23 protein-coding genes are annotated in these 21,875 nt (G+C 73.4%); 12 read left to right on the top strand and 11 right to left on the bottom strand.

The window, feature by feature from the left end; translation table 11 throughout:
- The first annotated feature begins 95 nt into the window (after positions 1 to 95).
- A complete protein-coding gene (locus tag H9641_RS05145; protein ID WP_191801637.1) occupies positions 96 to 1,148 on the top strand; it encodes a CPBP family intramembrane glutamic endopeptidase in 1,053 nt (350 codons plus the stop codon).
- 62 nt (positions 1,149 to 1,210) lie between these two features.
- Here the strand turns inward: H9641_RS05145 and H9641_RS05140 are convergent, their stop codons facing one another.
- Entirely contained in the window at positions 1,211 to 2,215 is a 1,005-nt protein-coding gene (locus tag H9641_RS05140; protein WP_191801636.1) for an NADP-dependent oxidoreductase, read from the bottom strand.
- Positions 2,216 to 2,337: 122 nt separating this feature from the next.
- Positions 2,338 to 2,724: a DUF1304 domain-containing protein gene (locus H9641_RS05135; RefSeq protein ID WP_191801635.1), complete on the bottom strand. Its 387-nt coding sequence runs from the start codon at positions 2,722 to 2,724 to the stop codon at positions 2,338 to 2,340.
- Positions 2,725 to 2,871: 147 nt separating this feature from the next.
- Here H9641_RS05135 and H9641_RS05130 point away from each other — a divergent pair, with 147 nt between their 5' ends.
- Together H9641_RS05130 and H9641_RS05125 are read left to right on the top strand one after the other, a co-directional pair.
- Entirely contained in the window at positions 2,872 to 3,489 is a 618-nt protein-coding gene (locus H9641_RS05130; RefSeq protein ID WP_191801633.1) for a TetR/AcrR family transcriptional regulator, read from the top strand.
- Between the two features lie 62 nt (positions 3,490 to 3,551).
- The gene (locus tag H9641_RS05125) at positions 3,552 to 5,456 is read left to right on the top strand and encodes a cation:proton antiporter (protein WP_191801631.1); all 1,905 of its coding nucleotides are present in this window, start codon (positions 3,552 to 3,554) and stop codon (positions 5,454 to 5,456) included.
- A 161-nt stretch (positions 5,457 to 5,617) separates the two neighbouring features.
- Here the strand turns inward: H9641_RS05125 and H9641_RS05120 are convergent, their stop codons facing one another.
- Complete coding sequence (locus tag H9641_RS05120) at positions 5,618 to 6,040, bottom strand: hypothetical protein (RefSeq protein ID WP_191801629.1); 423 nt, start codon at positions 6,038 to 6,040, stop codon at positions 5,618 to 5,620.
- Positions 6,041 to 6,184: 144 nt separating this feature from the next.
- Here H9641_RS05120 and H9641_RS05115 point away from each other — a divergent pair, with 144 nt between their 5' ends.
- The 8 genes from H9641_RS05115 to H9641_RS05080 all read left to right on the top strand — a co-directional run bounded on the left by H9641_RS05115 (position 6,185) and on the right by H9641_RS05080 (position 13,637).
- A complete protein-coding gene (locus H9641_RS05115; RefSeq protein ID WP_191801627.1) occupies positions 6,185 to 6,835 on the top strand; it encodes a GntR family transcriptional regulator in 651 nt (216 codons plus the stop codon).
- Between the two features lie 60 nt (positions 6,836 to 6,895).
- Positions 6,896 to 8,095: an MFS transporter gene (locus tag H9641_RS05110; RefSeq protein ID WP_191801625.1), complete on the top strand. Its 1,200-nt coding sequence runs from the start codon at positions 6,896 to 6,898 to the stop codon at positions 8,093 to 8,095.
- Between the two features lie 155 nt (positions 8,096 to 8,250).
- Complete coding sequence (locus tag H9641_RS05105) at positions 8,251 to 10,272, top strand: hypothetical protein (protein WP_191801623.1); 2,022 nt, start codon at positions 8,251 to 8,253, stop codon at positions 10,270 to 10,272.
- A 173-nt stretch (positions 10,273 to 10,445) separates the two neighbouring features.
- Positions 10,446 to 11,552 (top strand): sensor histidine kinase, encoded by a 1,107-nt coding sequence (locus H9641_RS05100; RefSeq protein WP_191801621.1) that lies wholly within the window; start codon positions 10,446 to 10,448, stop codon positions 11,550 to 11,552.
- The gene (locus H9641_RS05095; RefSeq protein ID WP_191801619.1) at positions 11,549 to 12,214 is read left to right on the top strand and encodes a response regulator; all 666 of its coding nucleotides are present in this window, start codon (positions 11,549 to 11,551) and stop codon (positions 12,212 to 12,214) included. The genes H9641_RS05100 and H9641_RS05095 overlap by 4 nt, the downstream gene beginning before the upstream one ends.
- A 166-nt stretch (positions 12,215 to 12,380) precedes the next feature.
- Positions 12,381 to 12,629 carry a helix-turn-helix domain-containing protein gene (locus H9641_RS05090; RefSeq protein WP_191801617.1) on the top strand — a complete coding sequence of 83 codons (249 nt, stop codon included), beginning with the start codon at positions 12,381 to 12,383 and terminating at the stop codon, positions 12,627 to 12,629.
- A 154-nt stretch (positions 12,630 to 12,783) separates the two neighbouring features.
- On the top strand, positions 12,784 to 13,101 hold the full coding sequence (locus H9641_RS05085; protein ID WP_191801615.1) for a cupin domain-containing protein: 318 nt from the start codon (positions 12,784 to 12,786) through the stop codon (positions 13,099 to 13,101).
- Positions 13,102 to 13,214: 113 nt separating this feature from the next.
- A complete protein-coding gene (locus tag H9641_RS05080; RefSeq protein WP_191801613.1) occupies positions 13,215 to 13,637 on the top strand; it encodes a hypothetical protein in 423 nt (140 codons plus the stop codon).
- Here H9641_RS05080 and H9641_RS05075 read toward each other — a convergent pair.
- The 3 genes from H9641_RS05075 to H9641_RS05065 form a co-directional block, all read right to left on the bottom strand.
- The gene (locus H9641_RS05075; RefSeq protein ID WP_191801612.1) at positions 13,604 to 14,884 is read right to left on the bottom strand and encodes an FAD-dependent monooxygenase; all 1,281 of its coding nucleotides are present in this window, start codon (positions 14,882 to 14,884) and stop codon (positions 13,604 to 13,606) included. The genes H9641_RS05080 and H9641_RS05075 overlap by 34 nt on opposite strands.
- Before the next feature lie 91 nt (positions 14,885 to 14,975).
- Positions 14,976 to 15,524 carry an isoprenylcysteine carboxyl methyltransferase family protein gene (locus H9641_RS05070; protein ID WP_191801611.1) on the bottom strand — a complete coding sequence of 183 codons (549 nt, stop codon included), beginning with the start codon at positions 15,522 to 15,524 and terminating at the stop codon, positions 14,976 to 14,978.
- Positions 15,524 to 16,699: a type III polyketide synthase gene (locus H9641_RS05065; protein WP_191801610.1), complete on the bottom strand. Its 1,176-nt coding sequence runs from the start codon at positions 16,697 to 16,699 to the stop codon at positions 15,524 to 15,526. The genes H9641_RS05070 and H9641_RS05065 overlap by 1 nt, the downstream gene beginning before the upstream one ends.
- Before the next feature lie 64 nt (positions 16,700 to 16,763).
- Here H9641_RS05065 and H9641_RS05060 point away from each other — a divergent pair, with 64 nt between their 5' ends.
- A complete protein-coding gene (locus H9641_RS05060; protein WP_318244385.1) occupies positions 16,764 to 17,618 on the top strand; it encodes a UbiA family prenyltransferase in 855 nt (284 codons plus the stop codon).
- 51 nt (positions 17,619 to 17,669) lie between these two features.
- Here the strand turns inward: H9641_RS05060 and H9641_RS05055 are convergent, their stop codons facing one another.
- The 5 genes from H9641_RS05055 to H9641_RS05035 form a co-directional block, all read right to left on the bottom strand.
- The gene (locus H9641_RS05055) at positions 17,670 to 18,641 is read right to left on the bottom strand and encodes an FUSC family protein (RefSeq protein ID WP_191801609.1); all 972 of its coding nucleotides are present in this window, start codon (positions 18,639 to 18,641) and stop codon (positions 17,670 to 17,672) included.
- A gap of 85 nt (positions 18,642 to 18,726) precedes the next feature.
- A complete protein-coding gene (locus tag H9641_RS05050; protein ID WP_191801608.1) occupies positions 18,727 to 19,698 on the bottom strand; it encodes an FUSC family protein in 972 nt (323 codons plus the stop codon).
- The gene (locus H9641_RS05045; RefSeq protein ID WP_191801607.1) at positions 19,695 to 20,144 is read right to left on the bottom strand and encodes a VOC family protein; all 450 of its coding nucleotides are present in this window, start codon (positions 20,142 to 20,144) and stop codon (positions 19,695 to 19,697) included. Before H9641_RS05045 ends, H9641_RS05050 begins: the two co-directional genes overlap by 4 nt.
- An 80-nt stretch (positions 20,145 to 20,224) precedes the next feature.
- Positions 20,225 to 21,301 (bottom strand): RDD family protein, encoded by a 1,077-nt coding sequence (locus H9641_RS05040; protein WP_191801606.1) that lies wholly within the window; start codon positions 21,299 to 21,301, stop codon positions 20,225 to 20,227.
- A gap of 58 nt (positions 21,302 to 21,359) precedes the next feature.
- On the bottom strand, positions 21,360 to 21,842 hold the full coding sequence (locus tag H9641_RS05035) for a MarR family winged helix-turn-helix transcriptional regulator (protein WP_191801605.1): 483 nt from the start codon (positions 21,840 to 21,842) through the stop codon (positions 21,360 to 21,362).
- Positions 21,843 to 21,875: the final 33 nt, after the last annotated feature.

The raw sequence follows: 21,875 nt of genomic DNA, 5'->3' as shown, positions 1-21,875 counted from the left end.
GGACCACGTCTCCCTCCTGCGGGGGAGGAGCGCGCGTCGCCCCTGAGGCGGCCGGACCCTGGCGTGGCGCACCGGTCCGACGGCAGGATGGACCGATGGCCCCCGACGACGCGGATCCCACCACGCCCAGCACGAGGACCCCCCGACCGGCCGACGCCGCAGCCCCGGTGGCCGCACGCGCCACGCCTCCCGCGCCGGGGCGACGAGAACCACCCACGCCCGCCCGCCCGGCCCCGTCCGTCTCCACCGAACCGCCGCTCCCGCACGCGCTCGCCCGCGCGGTGCTCGGCGCCGCCGTCATGGGGGTCGGGCTCGGTGCCTCGGTCGCGCTCGGCGTCGCGGCGGCGGAGCTCTGGGGACTCGACGGGTTCCTCGCCCGCCTCGTCCCCGCGCTGCTCGTGACGGTGCTGGTCGTCCCGACGATCCTGGTCCTGCGCCGCCGGGTCGACGGCCGTCCGCTGTGCGGCAGGGGGTGGGTCGGCCCGCTCACCGCGGTCCGGACGGCGGTGCTGGGGTTCGGCGTCGTCCTGGCGGCGGCCCTGGTCGTCCTGGGCGGAGCGACCGCGGTGGGGTGGGTGACCTGGCGTGCGGTCGCGGCCGGAGACCTGCTGCTGTTCCTCGTGACCAACGCGCTGGTCGCGCTGCTCTACGAGGCCGTGCCGGAGGAGATATCGCTCCGCGGTTACGTGCTCACGACGCTCCGGTCCCGGTACGCGCGGTGGGTCGCCATCCTGGTCACGACGGCCCTGTTCCTCGCGGCGGCCTCGACGTCGGTCGTCGTGGGCGCCGGGCTCACGCGCCTGCTGGGCGTCGAGCCGTTCCCGTGGGGCGTCGTCCCGCCGGGGGAGGAGCCGGTCTCGTACGCCATGCTGCTCGTGGTGTTCGGTCTCATGCTCGCCTACGCGCGCGAGGCGAGCCGGACCGGGAGCGTGTGGACGTGCGTCGGCGCGCACCTGGCCTTCCTCACGGTCAACCGGGTCGTTCTGTCGGCGCGCGGCACGGGGGTCGAGGTCGACCTGGCGAGCCCAGACGTCCTGCTGCTCGTGCCGCTCTACGTGGGAGTCGCGATCGTGGCCTTCGCGTTCCTGGGTGAGCGCACACCGAGACCCCTGACACCGACGACCCCTTCGACGCCGAGAAGTGAGTAGATGCCCCTGGATCGCCGGATCCGGGGGCATCTACTCGCTTCTCGGCCACGCTCCGCCGAATCTCAGACGCGCACGACCATCTTGCCCGTGTTCGCGCCCCGCATGAGGTCGAGGAACGCGTCGACCGAGCTCTCGATCCCGTCGACCACGGTCTCGTCGAACACGACCTCGCCCGCCTGGAGCCAGGCGCCCATGTCGCGCGAGAACGCCGGGAAGTGCTCGAGGTGGTTGCCGATCGTGAAGCCCTTGAGCATGAGGCTGCGGGTCACCATGTTGCTCATGTTCCGCGGACCCACCGCGGGCCCGGTCTCGTTGTACTGCGAGATCGCACCGCACAGGGCCGCGCGGCCGAAGTCGTTGAACGCGCCCAGCGCGGCCTCGAGGTGCTCGCCGCCGACGTTGTCGAAGTACAGGTCGATCCCGTCGGGCGCGGCCACGGCGAGCTGGTCGGCGACGGGCCCGTCCTTGTAGCTGAACGCCGCGTCGTAGCCGTAGCGCTCGGTCAGGAGCGCGACCTTCTCGGGCGTCCCGGCAGACCCGACGACGCGGCCCGCGCCCTTGAGGCGCGCGATCTGGCCCACGGCCGTGCCCACGGCGCCGGCGGCCCCGGAGACGAACACGGTGTCGCCCTCGCGCAGGCCCGCGATCTCGAGCAGCCCCACGTACGCCGTGAGCCCCGTCATGCCCAGGATGCCCAGGTAGGCGGACAGCGGGACGCCCGGGAGCTCGGGGACCACGCGGAAGGCGCCCGCGTCTCCCTGGGCCACGTCACGCCACCCGAGCTGGTGCAGCACGACGTCGCCGACCGCGAAGCCCTCGGCCGTCGAGGCCTCGACGCGCCCGACGGCGCCGCCCGTCATGGTCTCGCCCAGCACGTAGGGAGGGGTGTACGACTTCACGTCGTTCATGCGCCCGCGCATGTACGGGTCGACCGACACGAACTCGTTCCGGACGCGCACCTGGCCGGGGGCGAGCTCGGGGAGCTCGACCTGGACGGTGCGGAAGTCGTCGTGCGTGGGCCAGCCGGTGGGGCGGGCGACGAGCTGGATCTGCGTGGAGGAGGTCATGAGGGTCTCTCGGTCCTTCGGTCGTGGTTCTGGAGGGCATGCCCGACGGCGCAGCCCGGCCGGGTGGGCCGGTGCGGCGGTCGGTGGGGCTGGGGTGGGGTGGTCGGCGGCTCGGCCCGCGGTCAGGACACCAGGGTGATCACGAGGAGCACGACCGCGATCGCGGGCGGGACGAGCTGGACGAGCGCGGCACGCGCCTTCGCGGGCGACGACACGATCAGCACGAGCCCGGCGAGGACCATCGACCCGGTCGCGCTCAGCACGAGGGCCGCGCCGACACCGGTGTGCCCGGCCGCGAGCACGACGATCCCGATCACGGTGATGGCCGCGAGGAACAGGTTGTAGAAGCCCTGGTTGAACGCGAGCTCCTTGGTGGCCTGCGCCTCCTGCTCGGTGGTCCCGAACGTCGCACGGGTCCGGGGGGACGTCCAGGACACCGCCTCGAGCACGAAGATGTAGACGTGGATCAGTGCGGCGAGCCCGGCGAAGACCAGTGCGGTCGCGGTCATGGGAGGTGTCCTTCAGGGTGAGGGGGCGGGCTCTCGTGCCTGCCGCTGCCGGCGGAACCGGTATTGTGAACTGGTCGGTCTATTAATCGACGGTACAGTTGTGTACCGGTCGGTGCAATACGAGGCGCGGAAAGTGAGGTGGTTCACGTGGGCAGGTCGCAGTCGTTCGACACCACCACGGTGGTGCAGGCTGCCCGGGACGTGTTCTGGGACCAGGGCCTGGAGGGAGCATCTCTCCCCGACCTCGAGCGCGCCACCGGGCTGAACCGGTCGAGCCTCTACCACGCGTTCGGATCCAAGCGCGGGCTCTTCGACGCCGCCGTCGACGACTACCTCGACGCCGTCATCCGCCCCCGCCTGCGCGTCCTCGTGACCGCAGCCCAGGAGGGCGCCACCCCGCCCGAGGCGGGCGCCGCCGTGGTGACCTACTTCGACGGCCTGGCCGACGCCGTCGGGCAGCTTCCCGCGGACTCCCCGCGGCGCGGCTGCCTCCTGGTCGACTGCGCGACCGGCCCCGCCGGGCACGACGAGGCGCTGCGCGCCGTGGTCGACGCCTACCGGGCCGAGCTCACCGACGCCCTCTCCGGGGCCCTGCGCGCCGCGACCCCGGCGCTCGCGGACGAGGTCGTCGCGCAGCGGGCACGCATGCTGCTCTCGCTGCTGCTGGGCGCCCTCGCGCTGGCCCGCGTCAACCAGGACGAGGCCACCGCGATGCTGCGCACCGCACGCGACCAGGCCGCCGAGTGGGTTTCGCGCGACGCGTAGCGGTGGCGGCCGAAGAAGCTTCGTCTGATAGGAAGTAATTCCCCGAGCGAGACGAGAAGCCCATGGAGTTCGCCCCCTACCTGATCGCCGGCGTCCTGGCGGTGGTCGGCGTGACCGCCCTCGCGCCGCGCCTGGGGGTCGCCGCCCCGTTGATCCTCGTGCTGCTGGGCGTCGCGGTGTCGTTCCTGCCGGCGGTCTCGGCCGTCGAGGTCGACCCCGAGTGGATCCTGGCCGGGGTGCTGCCACCGCTGCTCTACTCGGCGTCGGTCAGCATGCCCGCGATGGACTTCCGGCGAGATCTCAAGGCGATCAGCGGCCTCTCGGTCGTCCTCGTGGTCATCAGCGCGGTTGTCCTGGGCTTCCTGTTCCACCTGTTCATCCCGGGGATCGGGCTCGCGACGGGCATCGCGCTCGGGGCGATCATCAGCCCCACCGACGCGGTCGCGACGTCGATCGTCAAGAAGGCCGGGGTGTCGCCGCGCATCGTGACGGTGCTCGAGGGCGAGAGCCTGCTCAACGACGCGTCCGCCCTGGTGCTGCTGCGCTCGGCCATCGCGGCCACGGCCGCCACCGTCTCGGTCGGGCAGGTCGCGGGCGACTTCGTCTACGCGGTCGCGGTCGCGGTCGCGATCGGGTTCGTCGTCGGCAAGGCCAACCTGTGGCTGCGCTCGCGCGTGCGTGAGGCGACGTCCAACACGGCCATCTCGTTCGTCGTCCCGTTCATCGCGTTCCTGCCGTCGGAGCACCTCGGCGCCTCGGGCCTGGTCGCGGTCGTCACGGCCGGCATCGTCACCGGGCTCGGCGCGCCCAAGCACCTGAGCCCGCAGGACCGGATCGCCGAGAAGGCCAACTGGCGGACCGTCGAGCTCCTGCTCGAGAGCGGGGTGTTCCTGCTCATGGGGCTCGAGGTGTTCGGGCTCGTCGAGGAGGTCCGCGAGGAGCACGGCAGCCTGTGGATGGCCGCGGGGCTCGCGCTCATGGCGGCGGTCGTGGTGATCGCGCTGCGGTCGGTGTTCGTCGCGGTGCTGCTGTGGCTCATGAAGCGCTCCAACCGGCGCAACCCCGAGGTCCGCGAGAAGCTCTCGGCCGTGACCGAGAAGCTCGAGCGTGGCGAGCTGCCCTCGATCGAGGATCGTGGCCAGGGCAAGGGATGGCGCACGCGTCGGGCACGCGGCGGACCGGGTAGGCGCGGGGTGGGTGGTGCCACCGGCGGGCCGGGCGGCGGACCCCACGGCACGATGGTCCCCGGCCTGGGCGGCCCGGGCGGCCTGTCCTCGACGCGCGGCGGGCCGGGCGCCGAGGCGCCCTCGCTCGACGACCCGCGGTTCCGGACCCGGATGGCCCGGGTCCAGACCTTCCTCACGCGCCGCATCGCGGACATCGACTACCTCGCGCAGGAGCCGCTCGGTCGTCGCGAGGGCGTCCTGCTCGTGTGGGCGGGCATGCGCGGCGTCGTGACGCTGGCCGCGGCGCAGTCGCTGCCGAGCGGTACCCCGCACCGCGCGCTGCTCATCCTCATCGCGTTCTTCGTCGCGGCCGGGACGCTGCTCGTCCAGGGCGGGACGCTCCCGTGGGTCGTGCGCAAGCTCGACCTGACGGTCGACGCCTCGACCGAGAGCGACGAGCGGCTCGCGCTCCTGGGCGAGCTGTCGCGGGTCGCCTCCGAGGTGATCGACGCGCCGGGGCTCGTCCGCCCCGACGGGACCCCCTACGCGCCCGAGACGATCGAGCGGGTGCGGCAGGAGATCGCGCACGACGACCTCGTGGACCGGGAGGCCACCGAGGCCGACGAGCAGCACCGGCAGTACCGGGAGCTGCGGCTCGCTGTGCTGGCTGCGCAGCGCGAGGAGCTGCTGCACGTGCGCGACCACGGCACCTACAGCTCGGGGGCCATGGACGAGACGCTCAAGGTGCTCGACGCGAGCCAGATCAGCGTCGAGATGCACGCGCCGGCCGCGGAGCGCTAGGTCCTGGGGCGAGAAACGACTCCCTGGCCTTGCCGAGAAGTGAGTAGATGCCCCTGGATCCGGCGATCCGGGGGCATCTACTCACTTCTCGGCCGCCTGCGGCCCGGCTGGCGCCCGCCTGCGGCCCGGCTGGTGCCCGCCTGGCGCCCGGCTGGTCCGCACTACGCCGTCTGGTCGCGCGCGATCCGCACGAGCCGCAGCAGCGCCTCGAGGTCGATGTCCGCGAGCGCCTTGAACCCCACGCTCGAGCTGCCGATCTTTGCGCGACCCAGGGTCTCGGCGTACTTCTGGGCGACGTACTGCCCGTCCTCGACGGCGTTGACGTACACGCTGAGGTAGTTCTGCTGGACGGCGAGCCCGACCGCGAACCACTCGACGCTCCCGCCGCGGGGGCGGGCCTGGAGCAGGTCGCCGTACCCGATGATCTTCTGGTCGGTCCCGCCCCAGAAGACCCCTTCCCACAGGACCCGGGACCGGCCCGCCATCACCTCCGAGATCGCGGCGTCGAGCTGGAGGGCGTCGGCGCGGAATCGTTCGGGGACGTTCGCGAGGAACTCGTCGGGGTCGTTGCCGGTCTTCTGCACGGAAGGCTCCGTCCGGTGGGGTCGGCTGGTCGGACGAGGCTATGCGTCGTGGCCGGGGTGGGCGAACCGGCGCGCGGACCGTGACCACTCCGTTGCACGAGCACCTTAGATGCTCCCTTGCATCTAAGGTGTTATCGTCGAAAGATGTCGCCCCGCAAGAAGCCCGAGGATCTGGCCCCCAGCGCGGTCGAGCGTGCGTTCGCCGCGGTGTCCGCCTCGATCATCACCGGGGAGATCGCGCCCGGGGCGCTCCTCACGGAGGGCGAGGTGGCCGACGAGCTCGGCATCAGCCGCACTCCGGTCCGCGAGGCGTTCCTCCAGCTCCAGACGTGCCGCCTGCTGACGCTGTTCCCCAAGCGCGGCGCGGTGGTCGCCTCGGTCCCGGACAAGGAGGTCGCGGACCTCCTGGCGGTCAGGATCATGCTCGAGTCGTCCGCGATCCGCGCCCTGGGTGGGCACCCCCTGCCCGACGGCGTCGCGCGCGACCTCGACGACCTCGTCGCCCAGCAGGTGGTCGCCGAGCACGACGGCGACCTGCTCGCGTTCTCGCAGGCGGACTTCGCGTTCCACTCCCGGGTCATCCGGGCGGGGGACAACGACGTGATCGAGGACCTCTTCACGCAGCTCGGCCCGCGCCTCGAGCTCCTCACGCACCGCGCCGTGCGACGCGACGCGACCTCGCCCACGCGCCTCCTGGCCGACCACCGCGAGCTCGCGGCGCTCGCCCGCGCCGGGGACGCGGACGCCTACGAGGCCGCGCTGCGCGCGCACGTCCAGCGCGGCAACTACGGCTGACGTCCCGCCGACCACCCGCACGACCCGTTCCACCCGTTTCGTCGTCCCTCGAGAAAGATCATGAACCGCCTTCGCGTGCTCCCCGGCTGGCTGCGTGTCGCACCGGCCCTCGTCGTCATGGCCTGGGGTGGCAACCACTTCACGCCCCTCCTGCACATGTACCAGGACCTCGGGAACTACTCCGTGGTCACGGTCGACCTGTTCCTCGGCATGTACGTCGTGGGGCTCGTGCCCGGCCTGCTCGTCGCCGGCCCGCTGTCCGACAGGTACGGGCGCAAGCCGCTCGCCGTCGTCGGGGTCCTGGGCGGGATCGGGGCCAGCGTCCTGCTGGCGCTGGGCTTCGGCAGCGAGCTCGTCATCTGCCTGGGCCGGCTCCTCGCGGGCCTGAGCGTGGGCGTCGCGATGTCGGTCGGCACGAGCTGGGTCAAGGAGCTGTCGAGCGCGCCGTTCGACCTGGTCGCCGACGCGACCGCGGGTGCGCGGCGCCCGTCCCTCTCGCTCACCCTGGGGTTCGGGGTCGGGGCCGGGGTATCGGGGGCGCTGGCCCAGTGGGGGCCGTGGCCCACGATCACGCCCTACGTGGGTCACGTGGTCCTGAGCGTGCTCGCCCTCGCGCTGCTCGCAACCGCGACCGAGACCATCGGGGGGCATCGCTCGACGACGTCGCTCCTCGCCGACCTGCGGGTCCCCGTCGCGCACCACCGCCGGTTCGTGCGGGTCGTGGTGCCTGCCGCGCCATGGATCTTCGGGGCCGCCGGGATCGCCTACGCGGTCATGCCGCAGCTCGTGTCCGACCAGACCGGCGACCTGTCGCTCGCGTACGCGACGCTGCTGACGGTCCTGACGCTGGGCACGGGCGCCGCGGTCCAGCCGTTCGTCAAGGGGATCAACGCCCGCACGGGCGGGCGCGCGATCGTCGTCGGCATGGTCCTGATGCTGGTCGGCATGGTCCTCGCCGCGACCAACGGCGCTGTCCTGTCGCCCGTGCTCGGCGGCGTCGCGGCGGTGACGCTGGGGGCCGCGTACGGGATCTGCGTGGTCGCGGGCCTGATCGAGGTCCAGGCCATCGCGACCCCGACCGACCTCGCGGGACTCACGGGCGTCTACTACAGCCTGTCCTACGTGGGCTTCCTGCTGCCCGTGGTCCTGGCCGGTGCGACGGCGCTCGCGGGGTACACCGTGCTCCTCGCCGTCGTCGCGGTGCTGTGCGCGGGCTGCCTGCTCGCGGTCGCGCGGGGACTGCGTCTCACAGCGGCCTGAGGCCTCGTGGCCGGGAAGCCACGCCCGGACGACGAGACGTTCGGACGAGGGCGGTCGATCCGAAGGGGTGAGTCGGCGACCCCCCGTCGGACGAGAACGTAGAGGGGTCAGGGCGCGATCAGCGCACACACCCCCCACGTAGGAGCTCGACGATCATGAAGGTTCTTCGCACCGTCACCACCACTGCTGTCTCCGCCGCGCTCGTGCTGGGTGGTGGAGCTGCCGCGTTCGCCGCGGACGGGACCGACGTCCCCGAGGCCGGCACCCCCACCACGACCGACCCCGGGCCCTCGACGGAGCCCGCCGCCGAGCAGGGAGCACCGGACACGGTTCCCGGCACGCAGAGCGCGACGCCGGCCGACCCGGTGGTCGCTCCGGCTCCCGAGGCACCCGCGGCCGCAGAGACCCCGGCCGCCGAGGCACCGGCTCCCGGGGCCCCCGTCGAGGAGGACGAACCCGTCGCCGAGACACCTGTCGCGGACCCCGGCGCCGAGACCACGACGGAGAGCGACGTCGTCGAGCAGGCGACGGACGAGACGACCGAGGCCGCACCCGAGCCCGCGACCGGCACCCCGCCGGCCGCAGAGTCCGCCTTCGGCACGCTGCAGTCGACGCCCGTCTACCCCGACGCCGACTACCACCCGCACTGGGAGGACAGCTACCACAACGGCTTCTCGTGCGACTACTGGTACTTCCTGGAGGGTGGCGACGTCACCTCGGGTCGGGACTGGACGGGGTGGAACGGCCAGCCCCAGCTGCACATCCTGCACCACTCGCTCACGGACGACGACGGCACGATCCACATGGTCTACGACCGCGACATCGCGAACTACTGGTACCACGTGTGGTCAGGCGACGAGACCGTCTCCTCGGATGCCGAGGGCATCCACTGGGAGAACACCTCGGCGCAGCAGACCGTGCTCGTCAACGGGTACAAGGGCGGGGCAGACCTGGCCGCTCGCGGTGCCGACGCTCGGGGGCTGTTCGACCGGGCCGGGGTGACGGTGCCCGACACCGTCACGATCGCCGACTACCAGTACAGCATCGACAACGGGTGGATCACCCTGGCCGACGCCGAGCGGGCCGTCGCGGAGCAGAACCTCCGCCGCGCCGACTACACCGCCTACGAGGCGACGCAGTTCGCGGTCTGGTACTTCTCGACCGGCCACGACATCATGGGCCTGTTCTTCGACGTCGACGCCGCCGGCCACGTGACTCTGAGCCAGAGGGCGCTCGACCAGTTCACCGCGCAGCCGATCCCCGAGAACCCTGACGAGACCTTCCAGCAGGACTGGACGCGCACCTGGGACCAGGGCTACCTGAGCGACCGGATGGCGACGATGCAGACCGCGGCCTGGCTCATCGAGCAGGGGCTCGGCGAGAACGTCGTCATGCCGCAGCCCGGGTTCGTCTCGCACGGCTACGTCAAGAACACCGACGGCTCGACCGACTACGGCTTCACCGCCTCGCTCGTCGGAGGTACCGGCGACGTCCACGTCGAGCTGCGCACCGCGGACGGCTCGGCCGTCCCGGCAGGCGTGGTCCTGGTCGACGCGAACGGCAACCAGGTCTCCTCCGTGACCCCGGGCCAGCGGGTCTTCGTCCGCGTCCCGGCCGGGCTCGACGTCTCGTCGCTCCCGCAGTTCCAGCTCTGGGGCTCGGCCCAGGGGACCGAGCAGGGCAGCCCGCACTTCTACACGGGCAACGACCACAACAACCACGGTGAGGGGTCCTACGACGAGAACGGTCAGTGGATGCCGGCGCAGTTCCCGCACTGGCTCATCGGCCTGGGTGAGCTCGACCGCCCCTCCACCGCCTGGGACTGGATCGGCATCTCCCTGGTCGACGAGCCCGAGGCGCCGGTCGTCCCGGACGACCCGACGGACCCGGTGGACCCGACGGACCCGACGGACCCGGTGACGCCCGTCGACGCCGTCGACCCGATCACGGTCGGCACGGACGGCACGGTCGTGACGGTCTCCTCGACCGACCCGACGAACCTGGGCCTGACGGACACCGTGCCGGTGGCCGCGGCGATCCAGCGGACGGACGCTGCGAACCTCGCATCGACCGGTGCGGACGTCGGCATGCTGGCCGCCGCAGGAGCCTTCATCGTCCTGACCGGTACGGGCCTCGTGCTCGCCGGCCGTCGTCGGGCACGGACGGGTGAGCGCTGACCTCCTGGCGTGCGGTGCGCGGGCCCCCCTCTCCATCAGGAGAGGGGGGCCTGCCGCTGGCCGGCCGACCGGACGGATCTGTCCCGGCCCGGGGCGTGACGCCCCAGCCGCTCCACAGGGTCTCGAAGGTTTCTCGACCGGCCCCTCCGGTCGTTCGTGGCTAGCCTGGCAGCATGCGGGTGCCCGCTCGGGGGTCGATCTCGCGGCGCGACGCCGCGGTCGCTGGCTTCGCTGCGCTCGCGGGCGTCTCCGTCGCGGTCTCGCGCTCGGTGGTCGGCGCCCAGGGTGCGCCGCTGTGGGTCGAGCTCGTCGCCCAGCTCGTCGGGGCATCCCTGCTCCTGTGGCCCGCGCTCACGGGACCCGCGGTCGTCGGCGCCGCTCTCCTGTCGTGGGTCTCTCCGGTCCCGGCCACGATCCTCGCTGCCTTCGACGCGGGAGAGCGGCTCACGCCCCGACGGGGGAGGGCCTGGGTCGTCGCGGGAGCAGTCCTGGTGCTCCCGGCCGCCCCGCTGGCGTTCGGCCGGTCTGACCTCGCGGTGGCCGCTGTCCTCGTCCTCCTGCTGGTGGGGCCGTGGCTGGCCGGTCGAAGCCGCCGCGCCGAGCGGGTCGCGGCGGCCGCGCTCAGGGACCGCAGCGCCGCAGCGGCAGAGCAGCTCGCGGCCCAGGTGCGGACCACCGAGCGTGAGCGGCTCGCCCGGGAGATGCACGACGTCGTCGCCCACCGGATCAGCTACGTCGTGCTGCAGAGCAACCTGCTGGAGACCCGGGTCGGTGATCCGCAGGTCCGCGAGGACGTGGACCGGATCCGAGACACGGCGCGCGAGGCGCTCGAGGAGATGCGGAGCATGCTGCACCTGCTCGGACGCGACGGGAGCCCGGCGGTGATCGAGCAGCCGTCGTTCCGGGACGTCGCCGTCCTGGTCGCGGAGGCGCGGGCCGTGGGGCAGCCGGTCGAGGTGGAAGCCGACGTCGTGCCCGGAGAGCCCCCGGGCGTGGCGGAGCGGACGGCCGTGCGCATCGTGGGCGAGGCCTTGACCAACGCTGTCCGGCACGCTCCCGGCGCCGACACGACCGTGGGCATCCACCAGGAGGGGGACGTGCTGCGGGTCGCGGTGGCGAACGGGCCGTCGGCCATCCCCGAGGTCGACCTGCCCAGCGGCGGGCACGGGCTGCAGGGGATCCGCGAGCGGGTCGCCCTCGTCGGGGGGACCTCCACGATCGGCCCGACGCCCGACGGCGGGTTTCACGTGGAGGCACGGCTACCGAAGGAGGCCTCATGATCCGGGTCGTGGTCGTCGACGACGAACGCCTGTTCCGTGAGGGCATCGTGAGCCTGGTCGACGCGGCGGACGACCTCGACGTCGTCGGGACCGCGGAGAACGGTCGCCAGGGTGTCGAGGTCGTGCTCGCGCACCGTCCCGACGTCGTGCTCATGGACATGCAGATGCCCGTCATGAACGGCATCGAGGCGACGCGCGAGATCCGACGGTCGTCGCCCGAGGTCCAGGTCGTCATCCTGACGAACTTCCAGTACGACGAGTACGTGGTCCCGGCGCTGCGAGCCGGGGCCGCGGGCTACCTGCTCAAGGACAGCACGGTGAGCGAGGTCCACCAGGGGATCCGTGCGGCCGCTGCCGGGGAGGCCATGCTCTCCCCGGCCGTGACTCGGCACCTCCTGGACTCGCTCGGCCCGGCCATGAGCACCCGGCAGGCGGCGGCGCGGACCAAGGTGGGCACGCTCAGCGAACGGGAGCGGGACGTCGTCGGGATGGTCGCGACGGGGCTGTCCAACGCCGAGATCGCGCGGGCCCTGTTCATGGCCGAGCCGACGGTCAAGACCCACCTGACGCACGCCATGGTCAAGCTGGGGGTGTCGAACCGGACGCAGGCGGCGATCCTCGGTCACGACGCCGGCCTGCCCGACGACCCGGCCACCACCTGACCTCCCTCGTGCCTCGTGCGGACGTCCGCCCCTCCTCGGAGCGCTCTCCTGACGAGATGACGGAAAGTCGCGTCATGATCCCGGATCCGGCTGTCTCTTCCCATATAGACAGCACTGGCTCGACCGTGACGTGGACTTGCGGGCGGCCGGCGGAGCGGAGGAATTCATGTCCATCACCGAGCGAGTGTCACCCGAGCCACCACAGGTCGAGGAGGACGTCGCGCTGTCGCGGCGCGAGCTCGTCGTCCTCGCGAACCTGTCGGAGGACGCGACCCTCGAACAGGTCGCCGCGCGTCTGTTCGTCACGCGCAACACGGTCAAGTCGCAGCTGCGCAGCATCTATCGCAAGCTCGGCGTCTCGACCCGCTCCGAGGCGGTCGCGTGGGCGCGGGCGAACGGCGTCTCTGACCGCTGACCGCTGACCGCTGACCGGTCCCGCGTCCTGCGCGGACGTCACGCGGCGTGGCGCCGTCGAGGCCCTGCGTGCCGCTCGGCGTGCGACGGGCGCCCGCGGTGGGATGCTCGAGGGAGCGCCTGCCGACGGCGGGCCTCGACCTTCCGAGGCGAGCATGGGACACGACCAGAGCACCGCGCCGGACGACCCGACCGTGACCGACCCGGACCACTACCGGACGATCTTCGAGAACGAGCGGGTGCGGGTGCTGGAGTACCGCGACGTGCCGGGGACCCGGACGCACCCGCACCACCACCCCGACAGCGTCATGTACACCCTGAGCGGGTTCGAGCGCCGCATCTCCGCGGGGGACCGCGTCATGGAGGTCTCGCTCGAACCTGGTGAGACGCGCTGGCTCCCGGGCCAGGTGCACGTGGGCGAGAACACGGGGTCGACGGCGACCCACGCGATCTTCTTCGAGCTCAAGGAGTAGGGTCACCACGTCGGAGGGCGAAGGAGCCTCGACCCGTCGCTCTGCTGGCTCGACGGCACCATGACCAGGGGGCAACCATCGACCAGGACCGGGCGCTCGCGGGCATGCAGCGGATGACCGAGAAGGTCCGACGGCTCTCGTGGTACTCGGCCTTCGTCATGTCCGTCGGGGGTGTCGTCGCGGGCGCGCTTCTCGACGTCCCGTTCCTGGTCCTCGTGATGGCTCTGGCCGGGGTGCCCGGTGGGCTCCTCACGTTCGGTGCGGTGGTCCGTCGTCGGGGAGAGCACGGCGCCGGCGCCGCCGACGCCCCGTCGCGGACCGGGGTCTGGGTGGCCGCGCTGCTGCTCTTCCTGGTGGCTGTGTACCTGGCGTTCCGGTTCACCGAGACCTGGGTGGTCGCCCTCGCTGCGGTCGGCGTGTGGGCAACCGAGTACATGGTCGCGCGAGAGGTCGCGCGTGACGGCACACGACAGGACGTCCGGCAGGGTCCCGACGGCCCCGGTCACCGCGCCAGCCGTTCCACGACCCTCCCGTAGAGCCACGGCGCGTGCGCTGCGAGCGGCACGATCGCTCGCCGCGCGGGCGAGGTCGCCCAGGCGACGAGCCCCGAGGTCAGCACGCGGTAGTCGCGCGTCACGCGGGTCCAGTCGCGTTCGTACGCGTCGGGGTCGTCCAGGTGCCCGACGGCGGCGCTCGCCTGCGCGAGCCCGACCCGCAGCCCTTCGCCCGTCAGGGCGTCTACGTATCCCGAGGCGTCCCCGACGAGGCGCACCCGGCCGGTGCTGCGCCGTCGGGACCGTTGCCTGAGCGGGCCCGCCCCGCGGACCGGGCCCAGCGGCTCGGCGTCCCGCAGGCGCTCGCTCAGCTCGGCGAACCCCGCGAGGGCCTCGTCGAAGTGCGTCCCGGTGGGGCCGAGCATCGCGATCCCGACGACGTCCGGCGCCACGGGCGTCACGTACGCCTCGACGCGGTCCCCCCAGTGGACCTCGACCAGGTCCGTCCACGCGGGCACGCGGAAGTGGCGGCGCAGGCCGAAGCGGCGCCGCGGGTCGGGCCCGGGGCGGACGGGTGGGGCGGTGCCGCCGAGCTCGGTGGGTATGGCTGCGGCACGCGGAGTTGGGAGAGCAGCGGCACGCGGGGTGGGTAGAGCGGCGGCACGCGGAGTGGCCGGGTCCGAGTCACGCGGAGCGACCGGGCCAGCGCTGCCGGAGGCCGGCACCGCCGCACCGGCGGCGAGCGAGCCCGTGTCCCGCGCCTCGGCACCTGCAGCGTCGTGGTGCGCGCGCGCCAGGAGCGACTCGTGCGCGTGGGCGTCGGCGCCCACCTCGAGCCCCGCGAGGCGCCGGACGGTCGAGTGCAGCCCGTCGCAGCCCAGGAGCCAGCGTGCGCTGATCCCGGCCGCGGTCACCGACCCCGCCCCCTCCTCGATCTGCTCGACCCGGCCGCGGACCGTCGTGGCGCCCAGGGCGGCCGCGCGCTCGGCGAGCGCGGCGTGCAGCGTGGTGCGGCGCACGCCCCGGCCCGGCCCGTCCGTGAAGAGGTGGTCGGCGTGGCGGTGGGCGTCGCGGTAGCTGATGCCGCGCAGGACGTGTCCGTCGGGGTCGACGTCGAGGGCCTGGAGGGCCAGCAGCGCGCCGGGCATGAGGCCTTCGCCGCACGCCTTGTCGACGGGGCCCTCGCGGGGCTCGACCACGACGACGTCGTATCCCGCGAGCCGTGCCTCGATCGCGGCGGCGAGACCGATCGGGCCGCCGCCCACGATCAGGACGTCGGTGTCGGTCATGCTGCGTCCGCGCTCATGGTGCACCCGGGCCGGTCGTCGCCCCGTCGGCTCGTGCCCACCTCGCGACAGCTCGTCTCATGGGTGCTGGTCCTCACGTGTGCGGCAGCGCGTCGAGCGCGCGCTCCTCGGCCGGGAGCCGGAACCGCAGCAGCAGCACGGCGTTGAGCACCGTGAACACGAGCGCGGTGGTCCAGCACGAGTGGACGAGCGGGAGCGCGAAGCCCTCGACGACGACCGCGAGGTAGTTGGGGTGCCGGAACCAGCGCTGCCCGGGGTGCCGGGCGATCCAGCGGTACGGGCCGCGGTCGACCCACGGCAGCCCGGGGACGACGATGACGCGCGTGTTCCAGCGCGGCCCGAGCGACGCGATGCACCACCAGCGCAGCGCCTGGCTCGCGAGCACGAGCGCGAACGCGGGCCACCCGACCCACGGGAGGAACGGCCGGTCCGCGACGTTGACCTCGACCACGCACGCGACGAGCAGGCCCGTGTGCAGGGCGACCATCGCGGGGAAGTGGCCCCGGCCGGTCTCGACGCCCCCGCGCGCGAACGACCATCTGGCGTTGCGCGCCGAGACCACGAGCTCGGCGAGGCGTTCGAGCGCGGTCGCCCCGAGCACGACGTAGAAGAAGGCGAGCATCAACCCTCCAGCGACGGGGTCCGGCGCAGGAGCACGAGCTCGGCCGAGACCCCGGGGCCGAACGCCATGAGGACACCGTGCGGCCCCGCGCCGCCGCTCGGCGAGGCGTCGCGTGCCGCGAGGGTCGCGGCGAGCACGTGCAGCACCGAGGAGGAGGACAGGTTCCCGACGGCGGCGAGCGACTCCCTGCTGTGCCTCAGGTCGGCCTCGTCGAGCCCCAGCGAGTCGCGCACGACGTCGAGGATGCGCGGCCCGCCCGCGTGCACGACCCAGGTCCCGATGTCCTCGGTCGTCAGGTCGTGCTCGACGAGCAGCGACTTCACGTCGCCCGCGAGGTGGGCCGCGATGACCTCGGGCAGGCCCGCGGACAGCACGATCCCGAACCCGCTGTCGCGGATCGTCCAGCCTAGGTGGTCGGCGGTCTCGGGGTAGAGGCGGCTGCGGGTGTCGACGACCTCGACGCCCCGGGGCGGGGTTCGTGCCGCCGAGGCACGCTCCGCCCGGGTGCCACGTGCCCCCGGATCTGGCGTGGCGCCGTCGGGCAGCGTGGGCGGGCGGCCCGCCGGGTGCGCGTCCCCGACCATGACCACGGCCGTCGCGCCGTCGCCGAACAGCCCGGTCGAGACGAGGTTCGCCATGGAGTCGTCACCGTGCTGGAGCGTGAGCGAGCACAGCTCGACCGACACGAGCAGGGCCACGTCCTGCGGGTGGCCCGTCAGGTAGTCGTGCACGCGCGCGATCCCCGCGGCCCCCGCGACGCAGCCGAGCCCGAACGACGGCAGCCGCTTGACGTCGGTCCGCAGCCCCAGGCGGGTCACGAGCTGTGCGTCGATCGAGGGCGCTGCGATCCCGGTGACAGAGGTGAAGAGCAGGAAGTCGACCTCGCCGGGGTCGATGCCCGCGTCGTCGAGCGCGGTCCGGCACGCCTCCTCGGCGAGGTCGGTGCCGACCCGGATGAAGTGGTCGTTGGCCTCGCCGAACGACGTGAGCCCCGCGTACTCGTCGAGGCGCAGGGCCGTGTGGCGGGTCTCGACGCCGGACGCGGCGTGGAGCCTGCGGAGGACGGCGCGGGTCGCGGGCGAGCGGGTCAGCAGGGGCCCGATCGTGTCCGTGATCTCGCTCTGAGGGTGCGCGGGCCCCGGCAGGACCGGTGCGACCGCGAGCAACCGCGACATTCCCGCATCGTGTCACGGGGACGCGCGGCCCGCGCGTTGCTAGCGTCGGGCGGGTGGAGGCATCGTGAAGACGCGAGCAGCGGCGACGACGCTGCGGGGGCTCGCGCTCGCGAGCCACGCGGGACCTACGGTCGTGGTCACGGTCCTCGCGGGCTTCTTCGCCGTGGGGGTCGGGTCGGGCGCAGGCACGACGGCGCTCGTCACCGCCGCGGTCCTGTCCGGACAGCTCTCGGTCGGGTGGTCCAACGACTGGCTCGACGCGCGCCGCGACCTGGCTGTCGATCGGGCGGACAAGCCCGTCGTCGCGGGGCTGGTCTCGGTGCGGCAGGTGCACGCGGCCGCGCTCGCCGCGGCGGCGGCGTGCGTGGTGCTGTCGCTCGCGACCGGGCTCGTCGCGGGCCTGGTGCACCTCGTGGCCGTCGCGAGCGCGTGGTCCTACAACGCGTGGCTCAAGTCGACCGTGTGGTCCTGGGCTCCGTACGCGGTCTCGTTCGGGCTCCTGCCGCTGTTCGTGGTGCTCGCCTCGCCCGGCGAACGGGTCGCCGCCCCCTGGGCCATGACCGCGACCGCGCTCCTGGGCGTCGGGGCGCACGTCGCGAACACGCTGCCCGACCTCGAGGACGACCGGGCGACCGGGGTCCGGGGGCTGCCGCACCGGCTCGGTCGGACGGGGGCCAGCGTGCTGGCGCCGGCGGTGCTCGTCACGGCGGTCGGGGTCGTGGTGCTCGGGCCGCCCGGACCGCCGACCGCGGTCGCGTGGGTGGCCGGAGCGGTCGCGGTCGTGCTCGCGGTGTCCGCGGGCGTGGTGGCCGTGCGACGGACCACGAGCCGTCTGCCGTTCGCGCTGAGCATGGCTGTCGCGGCGGTGTGCGCGGTCCTGCTGGTCCTCGCGGGACCGGACGTCGCGCTGGCGGGGTGAGCGGCGCCGTCGGGCCGGCCGCGTTCCCGGCGTCCACCGACGGCGTGCCCGTCAGGTGGGGACCAGCGGAGCGACGGCCATGATGCGCCGGCCCATCACGAGGATCGGGACCGTCGCCAACGAGGCAGCCACGATGAACGCGGCGTGCTCGACGTCCGCCGCGACCAGGACGTCCTCGCCGCCCGACGTCAGGAGCACCACCGCGGGCGTCAGGAGGAGCGGCACGACCCAGAACGGGCTCCGCAGCAGAGCACGCACCGCGAACCCCGTCAGGGCGAGCGCGACCACGACGAGCACCACGGGGAGCTCGTCGAGCGTGTGCGCGACGATCGCGGCGAGGACCGTGCCGGCCAGGACGTCGACCACGCGGGCGCCCGCGCGCCGGAGCGTCCCGGTGAAGTACGGCTGGATCATCACGAAGACCGTGAGCAGCAGCCACCACCGGTTCCGGGCGTCGGTCCAGTCGTCGACCGTGTAGGTGATGAGACCGGCCAGGATCCCCAGGGTCAGGCCGAAGTACGCCGACGCCGGGCGCGGGACGGGGCGAGGACCGATCCCCCGGACGTTGCGCGCGAGGACACCACCCACGAACGTCGTCCACAGGCCGCCGAACGTGACGAGCCCCGTCATCGTGGCGATCGCCGCAGGCGAGCTCACCGCGCTCACCGTGCCGGACGGCAGGGCCACGAGGGGGGTCCCGAGCAGGGCGAACGCTGCCAGCGGACCGACCAGGCTCCCGATCCCGTGCCACCCGACCGCCGCGGACAGGCCGACCGCGGCGCCGAGCACCAGCATGAAGAGGGCCGCGCCGAGCGGAAGGTCCCGCAGAGCGGTGGCCGCCAGCATGCTCGCGGGGGTCAGGAGGCTCGCGGTCAGTGCCGCCCGGCGGCTCAACAGCAGACCCAGCCCCGCAGGCAGCATCCCCAGGTAGACGAGCGTGCCGTCGGGGCGCCACGGCGAGAGCAGCAGCCCGACCGCCGGAGCGACGAGCACCAGCGCCAGGGCGATCCGCCGAGCGGTCATACGGTCACAGTAGGGCGGACGAGCAAGGACGGCGCGCGTTGGCCGACGGCGGGTGGGTGGTGACCCGTGCGCCCGGTGACGGCAGTCAGGCCGTGGTGCGTGTGCGGGCCGAGAGGATCCCGTGCCCCACCGCGAGGACTGCGACCGCGACCACGGCCGCCGCGGCCGTGAAGAGGGCGCGCTCGAGGTCTGCCGAGAGGAGCACGTCCTTGCCGCCCGAGGTCTGCAGGATCACCGCGGGGGTGAGGAAGAGCGTGAAGACCCAGTACGGGCGCTTGAGGTACGCCCACGCGGCCGCTCCCGTGAGCAGGAGCGCCACGGCGGACAGGACGCCGGGCGAACCGCTGAGCAGGTGAGCGACCAGCCCGGCGAGCACCGCGCCGGCGAGCGTCCCGCCGACCCGCGCGGCCGTGCGCGAGAGCGTGGCCGCGAAGTACGGCTGGACGATCACGAACAGCGTGAGCAGCAACCACCAGGAGTTCGGCGAGTCGATCCAGCCCATCGCGACGTAGGTCGCCACGCCCGTGAGGATCGCGAGCGCGACCGCGAAGTACGTCGCGGCGCGTTGCGGGACGGGCTTGGGACCCGGCAGGTGCATGCCCCGCGTGAGGAACCCGCCGATGATCGCGGTCCACAGCCCGCCGAACGCGACCCAGCCGGCCATGGCCCAGAGCGCCCCGGCCGACGCCGAGGCGCCGACCGTGCCCGAGGGCAGGGCGACGAGCGGTCCGCCGATGAGGGCGAACGCCGTCTGCGGGCCGACGAAACCGCCGATCCCGTGCCACCCCTTGACCGCGGACAGGCCCACGCACGCCCCGAGGGCCGCCATGAAGAGGGCCCCCGTGAGGGGCCAGTCGCTCAGCGAGACGCCGATCGCCATGCAGACCGCCGTGAGCGGCCCGGCCACGAGCGCGGGGCCCCGGCCCACGAGCAGGCCCACTCCCGCGGGCAGCATCCCCAGGTAGACGAGCGTGCCGTCGTGCTTCCACGGCGAGAGCATGAGCGCGACCATGGGCGCCACGAGCAGCAGGACCAGGCCGATCTTCTTGGCGTTCATCGCGTCGCCTCCTCGGCTGCTGCAACGGGCGCGGTCGGAGCAGCAGGCGGGGGCGCCGCGACCAGTGTCAGGCAGAACGGGTGCCCCACAGGGTCCGCGTAGACGCGGAACGGGTCGTCGGCGTGGCCCTCCTCGGCGGGGGTCCCGGTCAGCGGCCGGGCACCGGCCGCGACCGCGAGCGCGTGGCCCGCGTCCAGGTCCGGGACCGCGACGTCGAAGTGGACCCGCGCACCCGTCCGCCAGGGCGGGACCTCGGCGTCGGACCGCTGGAAAGCAAGCCGTGGGCCGGGGCCGGGCGGCACGATCGCGAGCCACTCGTCGCCGTCCGGGTCCGACGTCTCGTGGCCCGGCACGTACTCCCAGCCGAGCAGGCGGCGGTAGAACTCCGCGAGGTCGCGGGGGACAGGGCAGTCGAGGGAGACCTCGAACAGGGCGAGGGGGCTCATGGCCCACACCCTAGGGCGGGCCGGGGGGTTCGGCTCGGCGAAGCGGTGACGGCGCAGGGCGACCGGTGGAGGCGCGAGGGTCAGAAGGGCACGCGGCCGCCACAGCCCGGGATCGCGACACCGTCGACGCGCATCTGCGCGCTCCAGCTCCACCCCGCGTCGATGCCCCGGAGGTCGTTCGCGGGGATCTCGATCGTTCCTGGGCTCGTCGGATCCGCACCGAAGCCTGTGGCGCCGGTGTCGAGAGGCGTCGAGTACTCGAGGCGGCTGCCGTCCGGGCTCGTGAGGACGGCCTCGAGCGACACGTCGGCGTCGAGGGGGAGGGGGCCGTCCCAGTCGAGGGTGATCTCCGACCCTTCGCCCGTGGGCGGCAGGACGTGGGTCACGCCCCAGCGGGAGATGGTGCCCGTGCCGGTCGAGGTGAAGGTCGCCTCGCTCAGCTGCGGCACGCCGGGGCGCGTCGCCGGGTCCCAGGAGGTGCACATGGCCGACGACGCGAAGTTGCCGCTCATGGACGAGGTGGGGCCCACCGCGAACAGTGCTCCCGCGGTGCACAGGACGGCTGCGCTCGCGGTGACGACCTGCGCGCCAGGTCGCCCTGGTCGCACGAGGGGAACGATCCAGGGGTGCGGCGCGGGGGAGCGGGACTGCACGACGACCGTCGACAGGAGGCTGTCGGCGAACGTGCGCCGCTGCTCGTCCCAGAGCGGACGGAGGTAGCCGATGCAGAAGATCGCGTCGAGGAAGTGCGCGAGCCAGCGCAGGACCGTCGTCACGAGCCCGACCGGTCGCCCCGAGTCGCGGTTGACGACGACGATTCCCACCGCCCGCTTGCCGGGCGTCGCGCCGGTGTAGGCCTGGAACACCGTCATCGCGATCACCGCGCCGAGCATCCACGCACTCTCGGACCAGCGGAGGTCGTCGACCGCGGAGCCGAGGCCTCCGACGTTGTCGAGACCCGGGAGCATGCTCGGTGCGAGGCCGGGGCCGACGGCGACGAACATGAGCCCGGCCAGGATCGCGTTGTCGAGCAGGAACGCCACGACCCGCCGCGACCACCGTGCGTACGGCCCGAACGGCGGGGCGTCCGCGGGGTCGAGCGTCGAGAAGCCGTCCACGTCGTGGTGCGGTGCCGGCGTCGTCGCGATGTCCCCCATGGGGACGAGGGTCCCAGATCGGCGGGGGATTGTCAGGCGGCCGGCCGGGCCCCGCGGGTCAGGCCGTCGCGCCCACGGTGGCTGTGCTCGCCGACGCCTCGACCGGCAGCTCGTGCAGGGCCGCGACGAGGGGCGCGAGCTCCTCGACCTGGCAGGCCTCGTCGAGCGCCTCCTCGAGGGCCGCGTCGTGAGTGGGCCTGGCCTGGCGCAGGAGCTGCTCGCCCTGCGGGGTGAGCTCGGTGTAGATGCCGCGGCGGTCGTCCTGGCAGAGGATGCGCGTGAGCAGGCCGCGGTCCTCGAGGCGGTTGACCAGGCGGGTCGTGGCGCTGCTGCTCAGGGCCGCGGCGCGCGCGAGCTGCTGCATGCGCATGTGCCAGCCGTCCTGGCGCGAGAGCGCGTCGAGCACGGTGTACTCGACGACCGAGAGCCCGTGGCCGGCCTGGAGCGCTCGCTCGAGCGCGGCGTCGAGGATGCCGTGCAGCGCGGCGAGCGTGCGCCAGCCCTGCGAGCGGATCTCGACCGCGTCGTCCCCGATGCCCATGCGTGCCTCCTGTGCCTGTCGTGACGTCGCTCT

This window comes from Oerskovia merdavium (assembly GCF_014836755.1).
Taxonomy (GTDB): Bacteria; Actinomycetota; Actinomycetes; order Actinomycetales; family Cellulomonadaceae; genus Oerskovia; species Oerskovia merdavium.
This window is presented reverse-complemented; position numbering and strand designations above follow the sequence as displayed.